Annotated in this window: 15 protein-coding genes and 1 pseudogene; 9 read left to right on the top strand and 7 right to left on the bottom strand. The window is 73.2% G+C overall.

Going from position 1 to position 18,299, the window contains the following annotated elements:
* Nucleotides 1-71: 71 nt before the first annotated feature.
* Nucleotides 72-2,774, bottom strand: a complete 2,703-nt coding sequence (gene ppdK / locus B5D80_RS14635) for a pyruvate, phosphate dikinase (protein WP_088644416.1) — start codon at nt 2,772-2,774, stop codon at nt 72-74.
* Between the two features lie 314 nt (nt 2,775-3,088).
* On the opposite strand from ppdK, the gene B5D80_RS14630 reads away from it, so the two are divergent.
* Entirely contained in the window at nt 3,089-4,855 is a 1,767-nt protein-coding gene (locus B5D80_RS14630) for a beta-N-acetylhexosaminidase (protein WP_245854575.1), read from the top strand.
* 749 nt (nt 4,856-5,604) lie between these two features.
* Nucleotides 5,605-6,261, top strand: a complete 657-nt coding sequence (locus tag B5D80_RS14625; RefSeq protein ID WP_088644415.1) for a C39 family peptidase — start codon at nt 5,605-5,607, stop codon at nt 6,259-6,261.
* A 100-nt stretch (nt 6,262-6,361) separates the two neighbouring features.
* Here the strand turns inward: B5D80_RS14625 and dusB are convergent, their stop codons facing one another.
* The 6 genes from dusB to B5D80_RS14595 all read right to left on the bottom strand — a co-directional run bounded on the left by dusB (nt 6,362) and on the right by B5D80_RS14595 (nt 12,730).
* The gene (gene dusB, locus B5D80_RS14620) at nt 6,362-7,531 is read right to left on the bottom strand and encodes a tRNA dihydrouridine synthase DusB (protein WP_088644414.1); all 1,170 of its coding nucleotides are present in this window, start codon (nt 7,529-7,531) and stop codon (nt 6,362-6,364) included.
* A gap of 54 nt (nt 7,532-7,585) precedes the next feature.
* Nucleotides 7,586-8,413 (bottom strand): hypothetical protein, encoded by an 828-nt coding sequence (locus B5D80_RS33360; protein ID WP_158224177.1) that lies wholly within the window; start codon nt 8,411-8,413, stop codon nt 7,586-7,588.
* Nucleotides 8,406-10,103: a hypothetical protein gene (locus B5D80_RS14610; RefSeq protein WP_088644412.1), complete on the bottom strand. Its 1,698-nt coding sequence runs from the start codon at nt 10,101-10,103 to the stop codon at nt 8,406-8,408. Before B5D80_RS14610 ends, B5D80_RS33360 begins: the two co-directional genes overlap by 8 nt.
* Nucleotides 10,104-10,216: 113 nt before the next feature.
* Complete coding sequence (locus tag B5D80_RS14605; protein WP_088644411.1) at nt 10,217-11,596, bottom strand: glycine--tRNA ligase; 1,380 nt, start codon at nt 11,594-11,596, stop codon at nt 10,217-10,219.
* Nucleotides 11,597-11,712: 116 nt separating this feature from the next.
* Nucleotides 11,713-12,186: an Rv0361 family membrane protein gene (locus B5D80_RS14600; RefSeq protein ID WP_088644457.1), complete on the bottom strand. Its 474-nt coding sequence runs from the start codon at nt 12,184-12,186 to the stop codon at nt 11,713-11,715.
* A 202-nt stretch (nt 12,187-12,388) separates the two neighbouring features.
* Nucleotides 12,389-12,730: an antibiotic biosynthesis monooxygenase family protein gene (locus tag B5D80_RS14595; protein WP_088644410.1), complete on the bottom strand. Its 342-nt coding sequence runs from the start codon at nt 12,728-12,730 to the stop codon at nt 12,389-12,391.
* Nucleotides 12,731-12,757: 27 nt separating this feature from the next.
* Between B5D80_RS14595 and B5D80_RS14590 the strand changes: the two genes are divergently transcribed.
* The 7 genes and pseudogenes from B5D80_RS14590 (at nt 12,758) to B5D80_RS14560 (ending at nt 18,266) form a co-directional block, all read left to right on the top strand.
* A complete protein-coding gene (locus B5D80_RS14590) occupies nt 12,758-13,015 on the top strand; it encodes a DUF6703 family protein (RefSeq protein WP_088644409.1) in 258 nt (85 codons plus the stop codon).
* Between the two features lie 54 nt (nt 13,016-13,069).
* Nucleotides 13,070-14,014: a metal ABC transporter substrate-binding protein gene (locus B5D80_RS14585; protein WP_088644408.1), complete on the top strand. Its 945-nt coding sequence runs from the start codon at nt 13,070-13,072 to the stop codon at nt 14,012-14,014.
* The gene (locus B5D80_RS14580; RefSeq protein ID WP_088644456.1) at nt 14,011-14,772 is read left to right on the top strand and encodes a metal ABC transporter ATP-binding protein; all 762 of its coding nucleotides are present in this window, start codon (nt 14,011-14,013) and stop codon (nt 14,770-14,772) included. Before B5D80_RS14585 ends, B5D80_RS14580 begins: the two co-directional genes overlap by 4 nt.
* 3 nt (nt 14,773-14,775) lie before the next feature.
* Entirely contained in the window at nt 14,776-15,642 is an 867-nt protein-coding gene (locus B5D80_RS14575) for a metal ABC transporter permease (RefSeq protein WP_088644407.1), read from the top strand.
* 43 nt (nt 15,643-15,685) lie between these two features.
* Nucleotides 15,686-15,976 (top strand): annotated as a pseudogene (locus tag B5D80_RS14570) (ArsR/SmtB family transcription factor); the annotation flags it as partial.
* A gap of 79 nt (nt 15,977-16,055) precedes the next feature.
* A complete protein-coding gene (locus B5D80_RS14565; protein WP_088644406.1) occupies nt 16,056-16,661 on the top strand; it encodes a hypothetical protein in 606 nt (201 codons plus the stop codon).
* Between the two features lie 114 nt (nt 16,662-16,775).
* On the top strand, nt 16,776-18,266 hold the full coding sequence (locus B5D80_RS14560; RefSeq protein ID WP_088644405.1) for a cellulose binding domain-containing protein: 1,491 nt from the start codon (nt 16,776-16,778) through the stop codon (nt 18,264-18,266).
* The last annotated feature ends 33 nt before the right edge of the window (nt 18,267-18,299 follow it).

The raw sequence follows: 18,299 nt of genomic DNA, 5'->3' as shown, positions 1-18,299 counted from the left end.
CCCCGCGACCCGGCCGGGCACCGACGCCGCGTGACGCCCACCGGCGGTGGGCCGGTGGGCGTCGCGGGCGGTCAGCGGCTGTCGGAGCCGGTGGTCTCGATGGCGGCCCGGCCGGCCTCCAGCCGGGCGACCGGCACCCGGAACGGCGAGCAGGAGACGTAGTCCAGCCCGACCTCGTGGAAGAAGTGCACCGAGTCGGGGTCGCCGCCGTGTTCGCCGCAGACGCCGAGCTTGAGCCCGGGGCGGGCGGCCCGGCCCTCCTCGGCGGCGATCCGGATCAGCCGGCCGACGCCGTCGCGGTCGATCGACTCGAACGGGGAGATGCCGAAGATGCCCAGTTCCAGGTAGCGCCAGAAGAACGCGCCCTCGACGTCGTCGCGGGAGAAGCCCCAGCCCATCTGGGTGAGGTCGTTGGTGCCGAAGGAGAAGAACTGCGCCGCCTCGGCGATCTGCCCGGCGGTCAGCGCCGCCCGAGGCACCTCGATCATGGTGCCGATCAGCACCTCGACCCCGCTGTCCCCGACCACCTCGGCGATGATCTTCTCGGCTTCGGCGCGTACCGTCTCCAGCTCCTGGACCGCGCCGACCAGCGGGACCATGATCTCCGGGCAGGCCGTGCCCCCGTCGCGGGTGACCGCGACGGCGGCCTCGGCGATGGCGCGGACCTGCATCGCGAACAGGCCGGGGATGACCAGGCCGAGGCGCACGCCGCGCAGGCCGAGCATCGGGTTCTCCTCGTGCATCCGCCGGACGGCGGCGAGCAGCGCCTCCTCCTTGGCGACGTCCTCGCCGCGTTCCTGGGCGACGGCGACGTTGACCGCTAACTGTTCCAGCGGGGGCAGGAACTCGTGCAGCGGCGGGTCGATCAGCCGGACGGTGACGGGCAGCCCGGCCATCTCGCGGAAGATCTCCACGAAGTCCTGGCGCTGCAGGGGCAGCAGAGCGGCGAGCGCGTCGGTGCGCTCGGCGTCGGTGGCCGCGAGGATCAGCCGTTCGACAAGTTCCCGCCGGTCGCCGAGGAACATGTGCTCGGTGCGGCACAGGCCGATGCCCTCGGCGCCGAAACGCCTGGCACGGGCCGCGTCGGCCCCGGTGTCGGCGTTCGTCCGCACGGCCAGCCGCCGCCGCGCGTCGGCGTGCGTCATGATCCGGTGTACGGCCCGGACCAGCGCGTCGTCGGTCCGTTCCGGGTCGAGGGTGCCCTCGAAGTACTGCACCACCTCGGACGGCGTGACCGGCACCTCACCCAGGTAGACCTTGCCGGTGGTGCCGTCGATGGAGACGACGTCGCCCTCGGAGACGGTGTGCCCGCCGACGGTGAACCGCTTGGCCGGCACGTTGACCTCGATCCCGTCGGCCCCGGAGACGCAGGTCTTGCCCATTCCCCGGGCCACCACGGCGGCGTGGCTGGTCTTGCCGCCGCGCGAGGTGAGGATGCCCTGGGCGGCGATCATGCCGTTGAGGTCGTCGGGGTTGGTCTCCCGGCGGACCAGGATCACCGACTTCCCCTCGGCGGCCAGCTCGACCGCGCGGGCGGAGGTGAAGACCACCGCCCCGGAGGCGGCCCCCGGGGAGGCCCCGATGCCCTGGGCGACCGCCTCGAACTCGTGGTCGAGCTGGAAGCGGGGGAACATGAGCTGGGCGAGCTGCGCCCCGTTGACCCGGTGCAGCGCCTCGTCGAGGTCGATCAGGCCCTCGTCGACGAGCTGACCGGCGATGACGAACGCGGCGGCGGCGGTCCGCTTGCCCACCCGGGTCTGGAGCATCCAGAGCTTGCCGCGCTCGATGGTGAACTCGATGTCGCAGAGGTCCTGGTAGTGCCCCTCCAGTCGGGCCATGATGTCGAGCAGTTGGTCGTAGGAGGTCTTGTCGAGCCGTTCCAGTTCCTGCAACGGCACGGTGTTGCGGATGCCGGCGACGACGTCCTCACCCTGGGCGTTGGCCAGGTAGTCGCCGTAGATGCCCTGCGCGCCGCTGCCCGGGTCGCGGGTGAACGCGACGCCGGTGCCCGAGTCGGGGCCGAGGTTGCCGAAGACCATCGCCACCACGTTGACGGCGGTGCCCAGGTCGGCGGGGATGCGCTCCTGGCGGCGGTAGAGGATCGCCCGCTCGGCGTTCCACGACTCGAAGACCGCCCGGATGGCCAGGTCGAGCTGTTCGCGCGGCTCCTGCGGGAACTCCCGTCCGGTGTGCTTGGCGAAGATTTTCTTGTACGTCTCCACCAGCCCGCGCAGGTCGTCGGCGTCGAGGTCGAGGTCGTCGTGGGTGCCCTTGGCGCGCTTGGCCTCGTCGAGGGCGTGTTCGAACTCCTCGCCCGGCACCTCGCAGACGGTCTTGCCGAACATCTGGATCAGCCGGCGGTAGGAGTCCCAGGCGAACCGGTCGTTCTGCCCTGCCTGGTCGCTCAGTCCTACGACGCTGCGGTCGTTGAGCCCGACGTTGAGGACGGTCTCCATCATGCCGGGCATCGAGAACCGGGCGCCGGAGCGTACCGAGACCAGCAGCGGGTCCTGCGGATCGCCGAGGCGTCGGCCCATCGCGCGTTCCAGCGCCTCCAGGTGGGCCTCGATCTGCCCGGCCAGCCCGTCCGGCTCCCGTCCGGTCGCCAGGTACGCCTGGCACGCGCCGGTGGTGATGGTGAAGCCCGGTGGCACCGGCAGGCCGAGATTGGTCATCTCGGCGAGATTGGCACCCTTTCCACCGAGCAGGTCCTTGAGATCCTTGTTGCCCTCGGCGAAGTCGTAGACGTACTTGTCCGTCTCGTGCGCTGTCACCAGAAGCCTCCCACGCGCGCCGGAATTGACACTTAACGAAGGTTCAGTTCTGACTTACCCCGGGGCTGACCACCGGCAATCCGGCCTGGTCAGCGTTCGGTGGGCGAAGGTTAAGCGAACATCGGGTGGGCTGGGACCGTTCGGTGACAATAGGCACAGCCGTCACGACTATCCGCGTTCACGCCGGTTTCTGGGAACGCTTCCACGAGCACGATCACGCAATTCCGGTTCCTCCTCGTACTCTTGACGTCACCCGTTGCACCAAACCTGACCTTTGCCATATCCCTCGCGAATACACCCCTCGGAGCCGCCCCGTGTCGCGCACCCCACGTACCGGCGTCGCCCCCGTCCCCGAGCAGCCGCCGGGCCCCGACGCCGCTCCGGCCCCGGCCGTCCCGCCCACGGTCACGCCGGCCGCGGGCACGCTGGCGCGCAGCGCCGCGCAGGCCGCCGGGCGGCTGCTCACCCGGCCGCCCGTCGGCCTGGGTGACGTGGTGCCGGCGCCCGCGTCGGTCCGGCCGCAGCCGGCCGCCGACTTCGTCCTCCCCGCCGACGCGGCGGTACGGGTCAGCGCCGACGCGGACGCCCGCGAGGTCGCCGGCCACCTCGCCGAACTGCTCCGCCCCGCCACCGGCTACCCGCTCCCGGTCGCCGACCTGCCGCCCGCCCCGGGCCCGCTCCAGCTCACCCTCTCCGCCGCCGCGCCGCGCGGCCCGGCGGCGACGGTGTCCGGCGACGCCGAGGGCTACCGGCTCGACGTCGACCCCGACGCGGTACGGATCACCGCCGGCACCGCCACCGGCCTGTTCCACGGCGTGCAGACGCTGCGGCAACTGCTGCCGGTGGCCGTGGAGAGCCGGACCCCGGTGGCGCAGCGCTGGGTGGTGCCGGGCGGCACGATCGTCGACCGGCCCCGCTTCCCCTACCGGGGGGCGATGCTCGACGTGGCACGGCACTTCTTCGGCGTCGAGGACGTCTGCCGGGTGATCGACCACCTGGCCCGGTACAAGCTCAACCACCTGCATCTGCACCTCACCGACGACCAGGGCTGGCGGATCGCCGTCGACTCCTGGCCCCGGCTGGCGACCGTCGGCGGGCGCACCGCGGTCGGCGGCGGCCCCGGCGGCTGGTACACCGCCGCCGACTACCGACGCATCGTCGCCTACGCCGCCCGGCGGCACGTCACCGTCGTCCCCGAGGTGGACCTGCCCGGCCACACCAACGCGGCCCTGGTCGCGTACCCCGAGCTGGCCCCGGGCAGGGTCGCGCCGCCGCCGTACACCGGCACCGAGGTCGGCTTCAGCTACGTCGACCCCACCGACGAGCGCACGTACGACTTCGTCGCCGACGTGCTCGGCGAGGTGGCCGCGCTGACCCCCGGGCCGTGGCTGCACATCGGCGGGGACGAGGCGTACAAGGTCAAGGGGGCGGCGTACACCGGTTTCGTGGAGCGGACGCAGCGGATCGTCGCCGGGCTGGGCCGGACCGTGGTCGGTTGGCACCAGATCGCGCCCGCCGGGCAGGTCGACGGCCGGGTGCTCCAGTGGTGGGGCACCGACGGCGACGACCCCACGGTGGCCGAGGCGGTACGCCGGGGCGCCCGGGTGATCCTCTCCCCCGGCAACCACGCCTACCTGGACATGAAGTACGCCCCGGACACCCCCATCGGGCACGACTGGGCCGGCCTGATCGACGTGCACCGGGCGTACCACTGGGATCCCGCGACCCACCTGACCGGCGTCCCCGCCGAGGCGGTGCTGGGCGTGGAGGCCCCGCTCTGGACGGAGTCGGTGACCTCGTTGGCCGAGATCGAGTTCCTGTTCTTCCCGCGCCTGCCCGCCCTCGCCGAGGTGGCCTGGTCAGCGCCGTCCACCCGGAGCTGGACCGGCTTCCGGGAGCGGCTGGCCGGCCACGGCCCGCGCTGGCGCACCGCCGGCATCGCCTTCCACCCGTCCCCGGAGATCCCCTGGCCCACCGCGCCGGCCGGGCCGCACCTCCCCGACGCCGCAGGTACGCACCGGAATCCCGCCCCCGACCAGCCCGCACCGGGCCGGGACACCACCACACCCGCCACGCGTTGACCCGATCTGCCGGAGGAGCGCCGGCCGACCCTCCGCCGCCCCACCTCCGATCACCGTCAGTAACTCCCGACCCGAACAGCCACAGACATCACACAGAGTAACCATCCTCGGATCATGATCAGAGACCACCTGAACCCCACCCACCCCAACCATCCCTGAGCTGCCCATTCTCGCCACCCTCCGGCAACCACCACATACCTCCCTCGCACGCTTTGCTCTGCTGCTCCATACGCACCGGGCACACGGAGTGACTGTCGCGGAGAGGGCAGCAGAGCAAAGCGTGTGGAGGGGTACGTAGCATGGAGAGTGGATTGTGACTTTGAGTGACCGGGCGGTGGGTTGCCGACGGGTGTCGTCGGTAGCGGAGTTGCGATGACGGATCGGCCCACCGGCGGGTGACGGGGGCCACCCGTGGGGCGGAATCGTGGGCCGGCCGGGGTCGTTACACCTGGTATCCGCGATCGCCCCGGCCGGTCGCCGACCCGGTCCAGCCCGGGTCCGGTCCAGCAGGGCGGCGTTGCGCCATCCGGCACCCGGCCGGCAAAGCCGAGCCACCCGGGCCGGCACGGCCCGCCCAGGCCCGCGCGACCGTGGAATGCCTGAACCGGCGAACCGGTTGTGCCTCCCCGACCGGCGTCCCGCGATCGCCGGTCCGATCTTCCTCTTCACCTGCCGAAGTGGCACCACCACGTCGCCGCACCCCCTGCGGGACGCGCCGTGGCACCCCCGACATGCAGAGGAGCACCATCATGCGTACCGACATCCTGCGTAGGACCGTGCTGACCGCTGCCGGCCTGGCCGTCACCGCCGGTGGCATCGCCGGCCCCGCGCTGGCCGCGCAGGCCGCCGAGACCACCCGGCCCGCCGCCGTCGTGCAGCACGACCGTAAGCCCGCCGGGGAGCGTGAGCTGAAGGTCGACTACGCCGCGCAGCCCAACTTCTACTACTGCGGCCCCGCCGCCGCCCGCAACGCGCTGAGCGTGCAGGGCAAGAACATCGACGTGGACGCCATGGCCAAGGAGATGGGCACCACCGAGAGCGGCACCGACAGCATCAACGACATCACCCCGATCCTGAACAAGGAGATCGGCCGCAAGGACGCGTACCGCAGCACCGAGATCCCGGCCGGCAAGGTCGACGGCAAGCGGATCGACCGGCTGCGTGCCGACATCGTCCGGGCGGTGGACGACGGCCGCGCCGTGGTCGCCAACATCGCCGGCACCGCCACCGACACCGACGGCAACACCCACTCCTTCGAGGGCGGGCACTACATCAGCGTCGTCGGCTACCGCGACGGCGGGCGGGTCGTGACCATCGCGGACTCCGCCAACCCGGACACCGCCTCCTACCGGATCGACGTCGGTGAGCTGGCCCACTGGATCGCCAGCCGCGGCTACGCCTCCTGACCCGTCCCACCGGTCATCCGCAGGGCCGGCCCCCTCGGGGGTCGGCCCTGCCGCCGTCGGCACCGCCGGGCGGCGGACGGCGGCCGGCTCGGTCGGTGCCTCAGCCGCCCGAGTCGTCCAGCTCGGCGCCCTCGGGGACGGTGTCGTCGTCCCGGCTGTCCAGCCAGCCCTCGGGCAGGAAGACCTTGCCTGGAGAGTTCGTCCGGCCGCGCGGCTGACCGAGGGCGGCCACCGGGAACGGCTCGGCCGCGTCGAGCTTGCCGAGCAGGTCGTCGAGCTGGGCCAGGCTCTCGATCATGGCGAGGTCCCGGCGCAGTTCGCTGCCGACCGGGAAGCCCTTCAGATACCAGGCGACGTGCTTGCGGAAGTCCGTGCAGCCGTCCCGCTCGCCCCGGGCCGGGGTACGCGAGCCGGCGGTGAACTGGTCCACCAGCAGTTCGGCGTGCCGCCGCATGGTCACGGCCACCTCGCCGAGGCTCGGCAGCCGACGCTCCGGCCGGCCCTCGAACGCGGCCTGCAGGTCGGCGAAGAGCCACGGCCGCCCCAGGCAACCCCGGCCGACGACCACCCCGTCCACCCCGGTGTGGGCCACCATCCGCAGCGCGTCGTCGGCCTCCCAGATGTCGCCGTTGCCGAGCACCGGCACGTCGAGCGCCTGCTTGAGGGTGGCGATGGCGTCCCAGTCGGCGGTGCCGGAGTACCGCTGCGCGGCCGTGCGCCCGTGCAGAGCCACCGCCGCCGCCCCGGCGTCCTGGGCGGCCAGCCCCGCCTCGACGTACGTCAGGTGGTCGTCGTCGATGCCCTTGCGCATTTTCACGGTGACCGGCACCCCGGCGGGTGACGCGGCATCCACCGCGGCCCGCACCAGCCGGGCGAACAGCCGCCGCCGCCACGGCAGGGCCGAGCCGCCGCCCCGGCGGGTCACCTTGGGCACCGGGCAGCCGAAGTTCAGGTCGATGTGGTCGGCCAGGTCCCGTTCCGCCACGATCCGCACCGCCTGGGCGGTGATCTCCGGGTCGGTGCCGTAGAGCTGGAGGCTGCGCGGCCGCTCGTCGGCACCGAAGGCGATCATGCGCAGGGTCTTCGGGTTCCGCTGCACCAGCGCGACGGTGGTGATCATCTCGCAGACGTAGATGCCGCCGCCCTGCTCCCGGCAGAGCTGCCGGAAGCCGACGTTGGTGATGCCGGCCATCGGCGCGAGCACCACCGGCGGCCACACCTGGTGGGGGCCGATGGTGAGCGGGCGCAGGACCGCAGCGGGACTTGTCACGTACCCAAGAATCCCATGCCGGCGGTGCTCCGCCCACGGCCGGTGGCCCTGACCCTAACGACGGGTCAGGATCAGGGCCGAGACGTCCACCACCACCGAGGCGGCCGCGCGCACGTGCAGGGCGAACGCGGCGGTGTCGGGATCGGCCGCGTCGCGCTCGTAGGAACCCAGCGGCACCTCCACCAGGTTGGACAGGATCTGGTTCGGCCCCCACCAGTTCACCGAGGAGGTGTCCGGCCTGGCGGCCCCGGCCGCGAAGGCGGTGAGCACTCCGCCGGAGACCGTGTTCGCCACCGTGATGTTGAGGTAGGCACCGATCGGCTCGTAGCGGGACGCCGGCACGAAACCCACGGTGAGGTACAGCGTCCGGCCCGCCTGCAGCCGGCCCGACACCACCCCGTCGGCACCGGCGAGGACGTTGGCGGAGTAGCTGGCCAGCGCCCGGGTGTCCAGCAGCCGCACCGGCGGAACGGCGACGATGCGGTTGGCCCAGCGCGACGTGTTGACGTACGCCCGGCGACCGTCCCGACCGCCGACCACCAGCTCGGCGGTGGGGGTGACGGCGAGCGAACCGGTCGGCAGCTCCGCCGGGATGGCGTCGTCCGGCGTCGGGAACAGCCGCAGCATCGGGTCGGTGCCGGCCAGCGCCAGCGTCGGGTTCGCCGACGAGCCACCGACCAGCACCGTCTCGGCCTCGCCCGCGTCGTTGAGCTGGCCGCCGATCACCGGGGCACCGGGCGCGGCCTCGGCCGGCGTGCCGGCCAGCGCCGTCGCGCCGACACCGACGCCGACGGCCACCCCGGCCCGGATGACCGTACGGCGGTTGGTGGACGGGGTCTCGTCGGTGTTCATGTCCCGCTTCCCGGTTCCGTGGTCACGCATCGGCCCGCACCGCCCGGTCGCCGCGCTCGGCGGCCCGCCTGATCGCCCGCGCCCGGGCCCGACGGCCGGCGGAGCCGGCGGCGGTACGGCTCGACATCGGGGTGTCGACGACTGCGGAATCCGGGTGGCGCACCAGCAGGCCGGTCGCGTCCAGGATCACCGCCGCCGCGCTCTTGCGCAGGTAGATGCCGACCACGTCCGGGTAGTAGTCGCCGCCGACCGTCTCGTAACCGCCGAGCTGCGTGATCACGCCGTTGGAGAGCAGTTGGCCGGCGGTCCACCAGTTGATGGTGGAGGCGGTGGGCAGGCTGCCGGTGCCCCACACCGTGGCGAAGCCGCCCTGGGTGGTGTCGGCCACGGTGATGTTACCCAACATCCCGTCGCCGTACTCGACGATGTCACGCAGGTGCACGATCAGCAGTGTCTCGGCCAGCACCCGGCCCCGGGCGTCGATCCGGCCGACGCCCTCCAGCAGCCGGGCCCGGCCGGCGGCGCTGCGGGTGTCGAGGAGCCGGGTCGGTGCGACAGGCACCAGCATGGTCGCGTTCGACGTGCTGAACGCCATGTCCGAGATCGGTCCCACGGAGGTGCCGTTGCCTACGGTCAGCCCGGCCGTGTTGACACTGAGGGTGCCCACGGCGAGATCGCTCGCCACGTGCAGGTCGCTGTGGGTCAGCTCCAGTGTCGCCCCGGTCGGGTTCCGCAACGCCAGGGTGGCGGCCCCGTCCGGGGCGGCGCTGGTCACGGTGGTGACGCCGGGGCTGTTCCGCTGGCCGAGGACTACCGGCTGACCGGGGGCGGCCGCCGCCGGGGCGGGGCCCACCGGGGGTGCGGCCGGATCGGCGGCGCTTGCGGGGGCGGCCCCGCCGCCGACCGTGACGACCTGGCTCGGGTGGCCGACCAGCAGGCTGGTCAGGTCGACGATCACGTGGGTCGGCGCGGAGACCTGCACCGTCAGCACGCTGCGGTATCCGCCGAGGGTGCCCAGCTCGGCGAAGAGGAAATTCGACAGGATCTGACCGCCGGCCGACCAGTTCACCGTCGACACGGTCGGCCGGGCGCCGCTGCCCCAGGCCGTCAGGAAGCCCGGACCGGTCATACCGACCACTGTCACGTTGCCCTTGAGGGCGTAGCCGTCGCGGACCAGGTGGTCCAGGCTCAACACGATCGGGTTACCGGGGGTGAGCCGGCCCGTCGGGTCGAGCGTCGAGGCGCCCGCGACGATGGTGCGGCGCAGGTCCGGGTCCCGGCTGTCCAGCACCCGGGTCGGCCGCACCGGGACCGAGGTGGTCGCCCACTCGCTCGTCCACAGCCAACTGTTGACCTCGTCGCCGGGCCAGCCGGCCTGTACGAACACGTCGCCGAGCGGGTCCACCGCGATGGTGCCGGTCGGCGCGTCCAGCACCTGCGGGTAGACCTGCTCGCCGGGCACCAGCCGCAGCGGCGCACCCGCGGTGTTCCTCAGGGTGAGCCCGGCGTAGCTGAGGCTGAGGGTGGTGGTCGCCGACCCGGCGTCGTTGGTCGTACCCATGGTGAGGTGGTCGCCCGGGGCGGCGCGGGCGGTGCCGGGCAGGCCGACGGCGGCGGCGACACCCGCGCCGGCCGTGGTCGCGGCGACCGCGGCGGCCCGGCGCAGGAGGCGGCGTCGCTCCGGAACATGATCATGGTCGGGTTGCGGCTCGCGCGTCATTCCCACCCCCGTGTCGATATTCAGCACCGGGAATGCTGGCACGGCACGGCGACCGACTCAAGGACCGGGCGGACGAAGATCCCGATCGATGCCGGGGCGGTCGTGCCCGCCGGTCAGCAGCCGGGCAGGCGCTCGATCAGGTAGCGCTCGACCTGGTCCAGGGCCACCCGCTCCTGGGCCATGGTGTCCCGGTTCCGCACGGTCACCGCGTCGTCGTCGAGGGTGTCGAAGTCGACGGTGACGCAGAACGGGGTGCCGATCTCGTCCTGCCGGCGGTAGCGGCGGCCGATCGCCTGCGAGTCGTCGAACTCGACCACCCAGCGCTTGCGGAGCTGGGCGGCGAGCCCCTTGGCCTTGGGCGACAGCGCCTCGTTGCGGGACAGCGGCAGCACCGCCACCTTGACCGGGGCCAGCCGGGGGTCGAAGCGCATCACGGTGCGCTTGTCGACGCCGCCCTTGGTGTTCGGGGCCTCGTCCTCGTCGTACGCCTCCAGCAGGAACGCCAGCACCGCGCGGGTGAGGCCGGCGGCCGGCTCGATGACGTACGGCACCCAGCGCTCGTTGCGGGTCTGGTCGAAGTACGACAGGTCCACGCCGGAGTGCTTGCTGTGCGTGGCCAGGTCGAAGTCGGTGCGGTTGGCGACGCCCTCCAGCTCGGCGAACTCGGTGCCGCCGAACCGGAACCGGTACTCGATGTCGACGGTGCGCTTGGAGTAGTGGGAGAGCTTCTCCTTGGGGTGCTCGTAGAAGCGCAGGTTCTCCTCGGACAGGCCGAGGTCGAGGTACCAGTTCCAGCGCTCCTGCAACCAGTACTCGTGCCACTGCTCGTCGGAGCCGGGCTCGACGAAGAACTCCATCTCCATCTGCTCGAACTCGCGGGTGCGGAAGATGAAGTTGCCCGGGGTGATCTCGTTGCGGAACGACTTGCCGGTCTGCGCGATGCCGAACGGCGGCTTCTTGCGGGCGGCGGTCGCCACGTTGTTGTAGTTGACGAAGATGCCCTGGGCGGTCTCCGGGCGCAGGTAGTGCAGGCCCTCGTCGCTCTCCACCGGGCCGAGGTAGGTCTTCATCAGGCCGTTGAACATCTTCGGCTCGGTGAAGGTGCCCTTGTTGCCGCAGTTGGGGCAGTTCAGCTCCTGCAACGAGGTCAGCGGCTGGCCGTGCTTCTCGGCGTACGCCTCCTCCAGGTGGTCGGCGCGGAACCGCTTGTGGCAGGACTGGCACTCGGTCAGCGGGTCGACGAACTCGGCGAGGTGGCCGCTGGCCTCCCAGACCTTGCGGGCGAGGATGACCGCCGAGTCGAGGCCGACGACGTCGTCGCGCTGCTGGACCATCGCCTTCCACCACTGCCGGCGGACGTTCTCCTTCAGCTCCACGCCGAGCGGACCGTAGTCCCACGCCGACCGGGTGCCTCCGTAGATCTCGCTGGAGGGGAAGACGAAGCCTCGGCGCTTGGCGAGGCTGACGACGGCGTCGATACGGTCGGCTGGCATGTTTCCTCCTACGCCGGCTGGCGGTCGGCGTGGCCATGAAGACGGGTGGGACCGGACGGCCCGGGACAACGGTACGACCAGCAGCGCCCCGGGCCCAGCAGAATACCGGGGAGGGCTCAGCTCACCCCGCAGACCTCCATGCCGCCGCTCTGCTGGTCGGCGGCGAGGGTGACCTGCTGGGTGTCCCGCCCGCCGCCGCTGAAGGTCACGTCGACCGGCACGGTCAGGGTCTGCGGGTCGACGTCGCCCACCCGGTAGCTGGCGACCGCCGGCTCCTCGGCGATCCGGCGGGCGAACTCGCCCCGCGACTCCCGCCGCCGCGCGTCCTCGCAGAGCGCGTCGTACGCCTTGCCGTACTCCTTGGCGACCAGGGCGCGGTAGTAGTCGTCGGTGACCGCCTGGCCCTGTTCCTCGATGGCCTGCACGTTGCTGACCACCAGCCCGACGGCTGCCGCGCCTCCGCCGCCGCAGCAGATCAGCAGGGCCAGCGCGCCGACACCGAGGCCCAGCCAGAGCCGCTTGCGGCTGCCCTCGGTGGGCGGGGCGGCGAACGGCGGGGCCACTCCGGGCCCCTGGGGCGGCGGGGGCACCCCCGGGTCCGACGGCGGGGTGGGCACGCCCGGGGCACCCGGCGGGAGGGGCGTCCCCGGGCCACCCGGGGCGGTGGGCGGCGGTGCGCCGTCCGGGCCGGGTGTCGCGGGGTACGGCGGTGGGGCTGCCGGGCCGGGAGCGGTCATAGGAGCAGGGTAGTGCCCCCGGGCCCGACGCTGCGGACTCGCGGCCCGGTTTGGCTCAGCGGTGCGGACGCGCGGCCCGGTCGCTGTCGACGACGACCACCTCGCTGTCGGGGGCCGCGCCGGCCAGCGTCTCGTACGCGGAGGGTTCGTCGACCGACTCGGCGAGCAGCGGCACGGCGGTGATCTTGACGTCGAACCCGCCCAGCGCCCGCCGGTACGTCCCGACCGACTCCCACTCGGTGAGCAGGCACCAGTGCCGGGGGTCGTCGAGGGCCCGCAGCAGCTCACCGCGCAGGTAGCCGGGGCGGGCGGCGAGCGCGGCCAGCGCGGCGTGCGCCCGGGCGGTGAAGTCGTCCGCCGCCTCGACGGCGACCACGAACCGGTTGGTGACCAGCACCGGGTTCCTCCTCGTAGAGTCTGTGGGATGCAGCCTACGCAGCGTCCCGTGCTGGCCCGGTTGGCCCGGGCGAACCCGACGTCGGTGTTCCTCGCCACCCTGGCGCTGGTGCTGGTGGCGCTCTTCGCGCCCGGCCCGGTCGGTGGCCTGCTGCTGCTGGCGCTGGCCGCCGGGCTGGTCTACCTGCTGACGGTCACCTGGCCGGTGCAGGCGCCGCAGACCCGGCTGATCCGGTTGGTGATGGTGACGCTGCTGGTGGCGGTGGCCCTGGTCAAACTCTTCTGACATGCACCCATGCGTTTTTGACAATCATTCTCGTTTTCACGGACAGTTGCCGACATGACCACCCGCACCCGCCTGCGCGCCCTGACCGCCGCCACCGCCCTGCTCGCCCTGACCGGTCTCACCGCCTGCTCGACCGAGGGCGCCGGGGCCGACCCGGACCGGGTGGACGTGGTCGCTGCCTTCTACCCCCTCCAGTTCGTCGCCGAGCGGGTCGGCGGGGACGCCGTCACCGTCACCAACCTCGCCAAGCCGGGCGCGGAGCCGCACGACCTGGAACTCAACCCGCGCCAGGTCGGCCAGGTCAGCGAGGCCAAGCTGGTCTTCTACCTCAAGGGCTTCCAGCCGGCGGTGGACGAGGCCGTCGCGCAGAACGCCGCCGACCGGGCCCTCGACGTGACGACCGTCGCACCGCTGCGCGACGCGACAGCCGGCGGACACGAGCACGAGGGTGAGGACGGTCACGCCGAGGAGGAGAGCGGCGGCAAGGACCCGCACCTCTGGCTCGACCCGACCCGGCTGGCCACCGTCGCCGACAGGCTCGCCGAACGGCTCGGCGTCGTCGACCCGGACCGGGCCGCCGACTACACGACCCGGGCCCGGACGCTGCGCGGCGAGCTGGAGAAACTCGACACCGAGTACGCCACCGGCCTGAAGACCTGCCAGCGCCGGGAGATCGTGGTCAGCCACGCCGCCTTCGGCTACCTCGCCGAGCGTTACCAACTGGAGCAGATCGGCCTCACCGGGCTCACCCCGGACACCGAGCCCGCCCCGCAGCGGCTGGCCGAGGTCGCCCGGGAGGCCCGCGAACACGGCGCCACCACGATCTTCTTCGAGACGCTGGTCAGCCCGAAGGTCGCCGAGACCATCGCCGCCGAGGTCGGCGCGAAGACCGCGGTGCTCGACCCGATCGAAGGGCTCTCCGCTGACGGGGGTGGGGACTACCTTTCGGTGATGCGCACCAACCTGACCACGCTCCGTACCGCCCTGGGGTGCTCGTGACCGCTCCCGTCATCCAGGTCGGGCACGCCACCGCCGGCTACGACGGCCGCCCGGTGCTGCGGGACGTCTCGCTGACCGTCACCGCCGGCGAGGTGGTGGCCGTGCTCGGCGCCAACGGCTCCGGCAAGTCCACCCTGATCCGGGCCGTGCTCGGGCTGGTCCCGCTGGGCGCCGGAACGGTCGAGCTGTTCGGCGTCCCGCAGCGCCGGTTCCGGCAGTGGCACCGGATCGGGTACGTCCCGCAGCGCCTCGGGGCCGGCAGCGGCGTGCCGGCCACCGTCGCGGAGGTGGTGGCCTCGGGACGGCTGGCCCGCCGCGGCGTGTTGCGTCCGCCGGGCCGAGCCGACCGGGCCGCGGTGGACGCGGCGCTGCGCGCGGTCGGCCTCGCCGACCGGGCCCGCGACCCGGTGGCCACCCTCTCCGGCGGCCAGCAGCAGCGCACCCTGATCGCCCGCGCCCTGGCCGGCGGGCCGGAGCTGCTGGTGCTCGACGAGCCGACCGCCGGGGTCGACGCGGCCAGCCAGGAGGCGTTCGCCGGAGCGCTGCACGACTTCCTCGGCACGGGGGGCACCGTGCTGCTGGTCGCCCACGAGCTGGGGCCGCTGCGCCCGCTGATCAGCCGGGCGGTGGTGGTGCACCAGGGCGGCGTCTGCCACGACGGCCCGGTGCCGGAACCTGCCGGCCACCACGCCGAGCCCGACCACGACCACGTGCACCCGCACGGTCCCGAGGAGCCCGCCGGGCTGTGGAGCAGCTGAACGATGGACCTCTTCCAGTACGACTTCATGCAGCGGGCGCTGGTCGGCGCCCTGGTGATCGGGCTGGCCGCCCCCGCCCTCGGCATCTACCTGGTGCAGCGGCGGCTGGCCCTGATCGGTGACGGCATCGGCCACGTCGCGCTCACCGGCGTCGGGGCGGGCCTGCTGCTCAACCGGTCCCCGGTGCTGGTGGCGGTGGTCGCGGCGATCCTCGGCGCGGTCACCATCGAGCTGGTCCGGGCCCGGGGCCGCACCTCCGGCGACCTGGCACTGGCCCTGCTGTTCTACGGCGGCATCGCCGGTGGGGTGATGCTGGTCGGCCTCTCCGACGCCAGCAGCGCCAACCTCAACGCCTACCTGTTCGGCTCGCTCACCACCACCTCCCCCGCCGACCTGACCACCATCGCGGTGCTCGGCGCGAGCATCGCGGTGCTCATGCTGGCGCTGCGCCCGGCGCTGTTCGCGGTCTGCCACGACGAGGAGTACGCCCGGGTCGCCGGGCTGCCCGTGCGGGCGCTGAACATGCTGCTGGCGGTCGCCACCGCGGTCACCGTCACCATCGCCATGCGGGCCGTCGGGGTCCTGCTGATCAGCGCGCTGATGGTGGTGCCGGTGGCCACCGCGCAGCAGGTCACCAGGGGTTTCCGCAGCACCATGACGGCGGCCATGGCGCTCGGCCTGTTCGCCGCCGGGGCGGGGGTGTGGGTGGCGGCCACCGCCGACACCGCCCCCGGCGCCTCGGTGGTGCTGCTGGCGATCGCGTCGTTCCTCGTGGTGGCGCTGGCCGCCGCCGCCCGCCGGGTGCTGCGCCGCCGGGCCACCCCGGCCGTGGTCGGCGCGCCGGAGCCGCACGAGGTGGTGCTCCGGTGACGCCGACCGACGAACCGTCACTGGTATTGGTTACCGTTACGGGGTGACCGGCACCCACGGCTACGACGCCTTCGAGGGCGCGGGCGAGCTGCTCCGGGCGCTGTCCGCGCCGATCCGGCTGGCGATCGTCAGCGAGCTGGCCCAGGGTGAGCGGTGCGTGCACGAGCTGGTCGAACAGCTCGGCGCACCGCAGCCGCTGGTCTCCCAGCACCTGCGGGTGCTGCGCGGCGCGGGGGTGGTGCGGGGTTCCCGACGCGGCCGGGAGATCGCCTACGCCCTGGTCGACGAGCACGTCGCGCACATCGTCGCCGACGCGGTCAGCCACGCCGGGGAGGGGCCGTCGCCCGCCGGGGCACCGGCCGCCGGGCGCGCGGGGGGTGCCGGGCGGCCCGCGTCGTGGCACGCTGTCGGCCGTGAAGATCTACGCTGACCGTTTTCCGGTCGCCCTCCGTCAGTTCCTCACCGACCTGCTCGTCGTCGCCTGGGTCTACGCGGCGGTCCGCTTCGCGCTCTGGCTGTACGACCTGGTGGAGAAGCTCGCCGTACCGGGGCGGAAGCTGGAGGGGGCCGGCGGCGGCCTCGCCGACAACCTGGCCGAGGCCGGCGGCAAGGTGGGCCGGGTACCGCTGGTCGGCGACGAGCTGACCGGCCCGTTCACCAAGGCCGCCGACGCCGCCCGCGCGGTGGCCGAGGCCGGCCGCGACCAGCAGGACCTGGTCGGTCAGCTCGCGTTGGCGTTGAGCATCGCGGTGCTGGTCTTCCCGCTCGGGCTGGTGCTGTTCGGCTGGCTGCCGCTGCGGCTGCGCTGGATGCGCCGGGCCGCGTCGGCGAAGGCCCTCGCCGCCGGGCCGGCCGGCCGGGACCTGTTGGCGCTGCGCGCGCTGACCAGCCAGCCGCTGCGCCGGCTGACCCGGATCGACCCCGACGTGGCGCAGGCGTGGCGGCGGGGCGACGACGCCACCGTCGACGCGCTCGCCGCCCTGGAGCTGCGCCGACTCGGCCTGCGCGGCGGCCGTTAGGCACCGTCACCTGTTGTGTCCCTCCAGCCCGCAGGCTTAGATGATGGTGAATGTCTTACGCCTGCAGGCCGTCGGCGTGCGTCGGCACGGACGGCCCGGAGAGGGAGCGTCCCCATGCCCGTGTCCCGCAGTCGGTCGATCCTCCCGGCGGGAGCCGCCGGGGTGGTGGCGGTGCTGGCCGCCACCCTCATCGGCCTCCCCCCGGCCAGCGCCGCCACCGGTGACGGCTCCCCCACCGACGCGAACATCGCCTTCGTCGGCCGTTGGGACCGCAGCAACAGCAGCGCGTACGTGCCGAACTGGGCCGGCGCCTACCTGAAGACCGGGTTCACCGGCACCACGGTCAAGCTGCGGCAGCGCCGGACCATCGACCTCTACTACAGCATCGACGGGGCCGACTTCCGCTACCTGACCAACGTCAGCGGCACGGTCAACCTGACCCCGACCCCGCTGCCCGGCGGCAACCACACGCTTGTGGTGTCGTACCGGGTGGTCGGCGGCTCGTACACCGGGGACGCGGTGTTCCAGGGGTTGACCCTCGACGCGGGCGCGCGGACCCTGCCGGCGGCGGTCCGGCCCCGGTTGATCGAGTTCGTCGGCGACTCCATCACCCTCGGCACCACCTCGTCGCGGGTCGCGCTGACCGCGTACGGGTGGCTGACCGGCGAGCAGCTCGGCACCGAGCACACCCAGCTCGGCTACGGCGGGGGCTGCCTGGTCGCCACCGCCGACGGCTGCGTCAGCGTCGCCAGCCAGTTCCTCCGCACCGGATACGCGGCGAACAGTCCCGCCTGGGACTTCAGCCGCTACCAGGCCGACGCCGTGGTGATCAACCTGGGCACCAACGACCGCGGCCACGGGGTGAGCGGCGCGGACTTCCAGAACCAGTACGCCACGTTCATCCGTACCGTGCGGGGCAAGTACCCGCGCGCGGCGATCTTCGCGCTGCGCACCTTCAGCGGCCGGTACGCCGCGGAGACCGCTGCCGCCGTCACCACGGTCACCGGGGGCGGCGACCGCAACGTGTTCTACGTGGACACCACCGGCTGGCTGCCGGCCGACGGGCTGAGCGACTCGGTGCACCCGAACGACGCCGGGCACCGGGCGATCGCGGCCCGGCTCGCCCCGGTCGTCGCGGCGAAGCTGTCCACCACGCCGACGCCCACCCCGACCACCGCAGCGCCCACCACGGCACCACCCACCACCGCGCCGCCCACCACGCCCCCGGTCACCACCGCGCCGCCCACCACCGCGCCACCGGTGACCACGCCGCCGGCCGGCGGGACCGGCTGCGCCGTCGGGTACGCGGTCACCGGGCAGTGGCAGGGCGGGTTCCAGGGTGAGGTGACGATCCGCAACACCGGCACCGCCCCGGTCGACGGCTGGACGCTCCAGTGGAGCTTCGCCGACGGCCAACGGATCAGCCAGGCCTGGAACGCGGGCTACACGCAGAGCGGCGGCACCGTCCGCGCGACCAACGTCGACTGGAACGGCACGATCGCGGCCGGCGCGACGACGAGCTTCGGTTTCCTGGCCGACGTCACCGGCACGAACAACCGCCCCGCCGGCTTCACCCTCAACGGCACCGCCTGCACGCTGTCCTGACCCCGGTCTGGCGGCCCCGGTCCGGGGCCGCCC

This window comes from Micromonospora wenchangensis (genome assembly GCF_002210435.1).
GTDB lineage: Bacteria > Actinomycetota > Actinomycetes > Mycobacteriales > Micromonosporaceae > Micromonospora > Micromonospora wenchangensis.
Note: the sequence above shows the minus strand (reverse complement) of the source record. Positions and strands in the feature narration are given on the sequence as shown.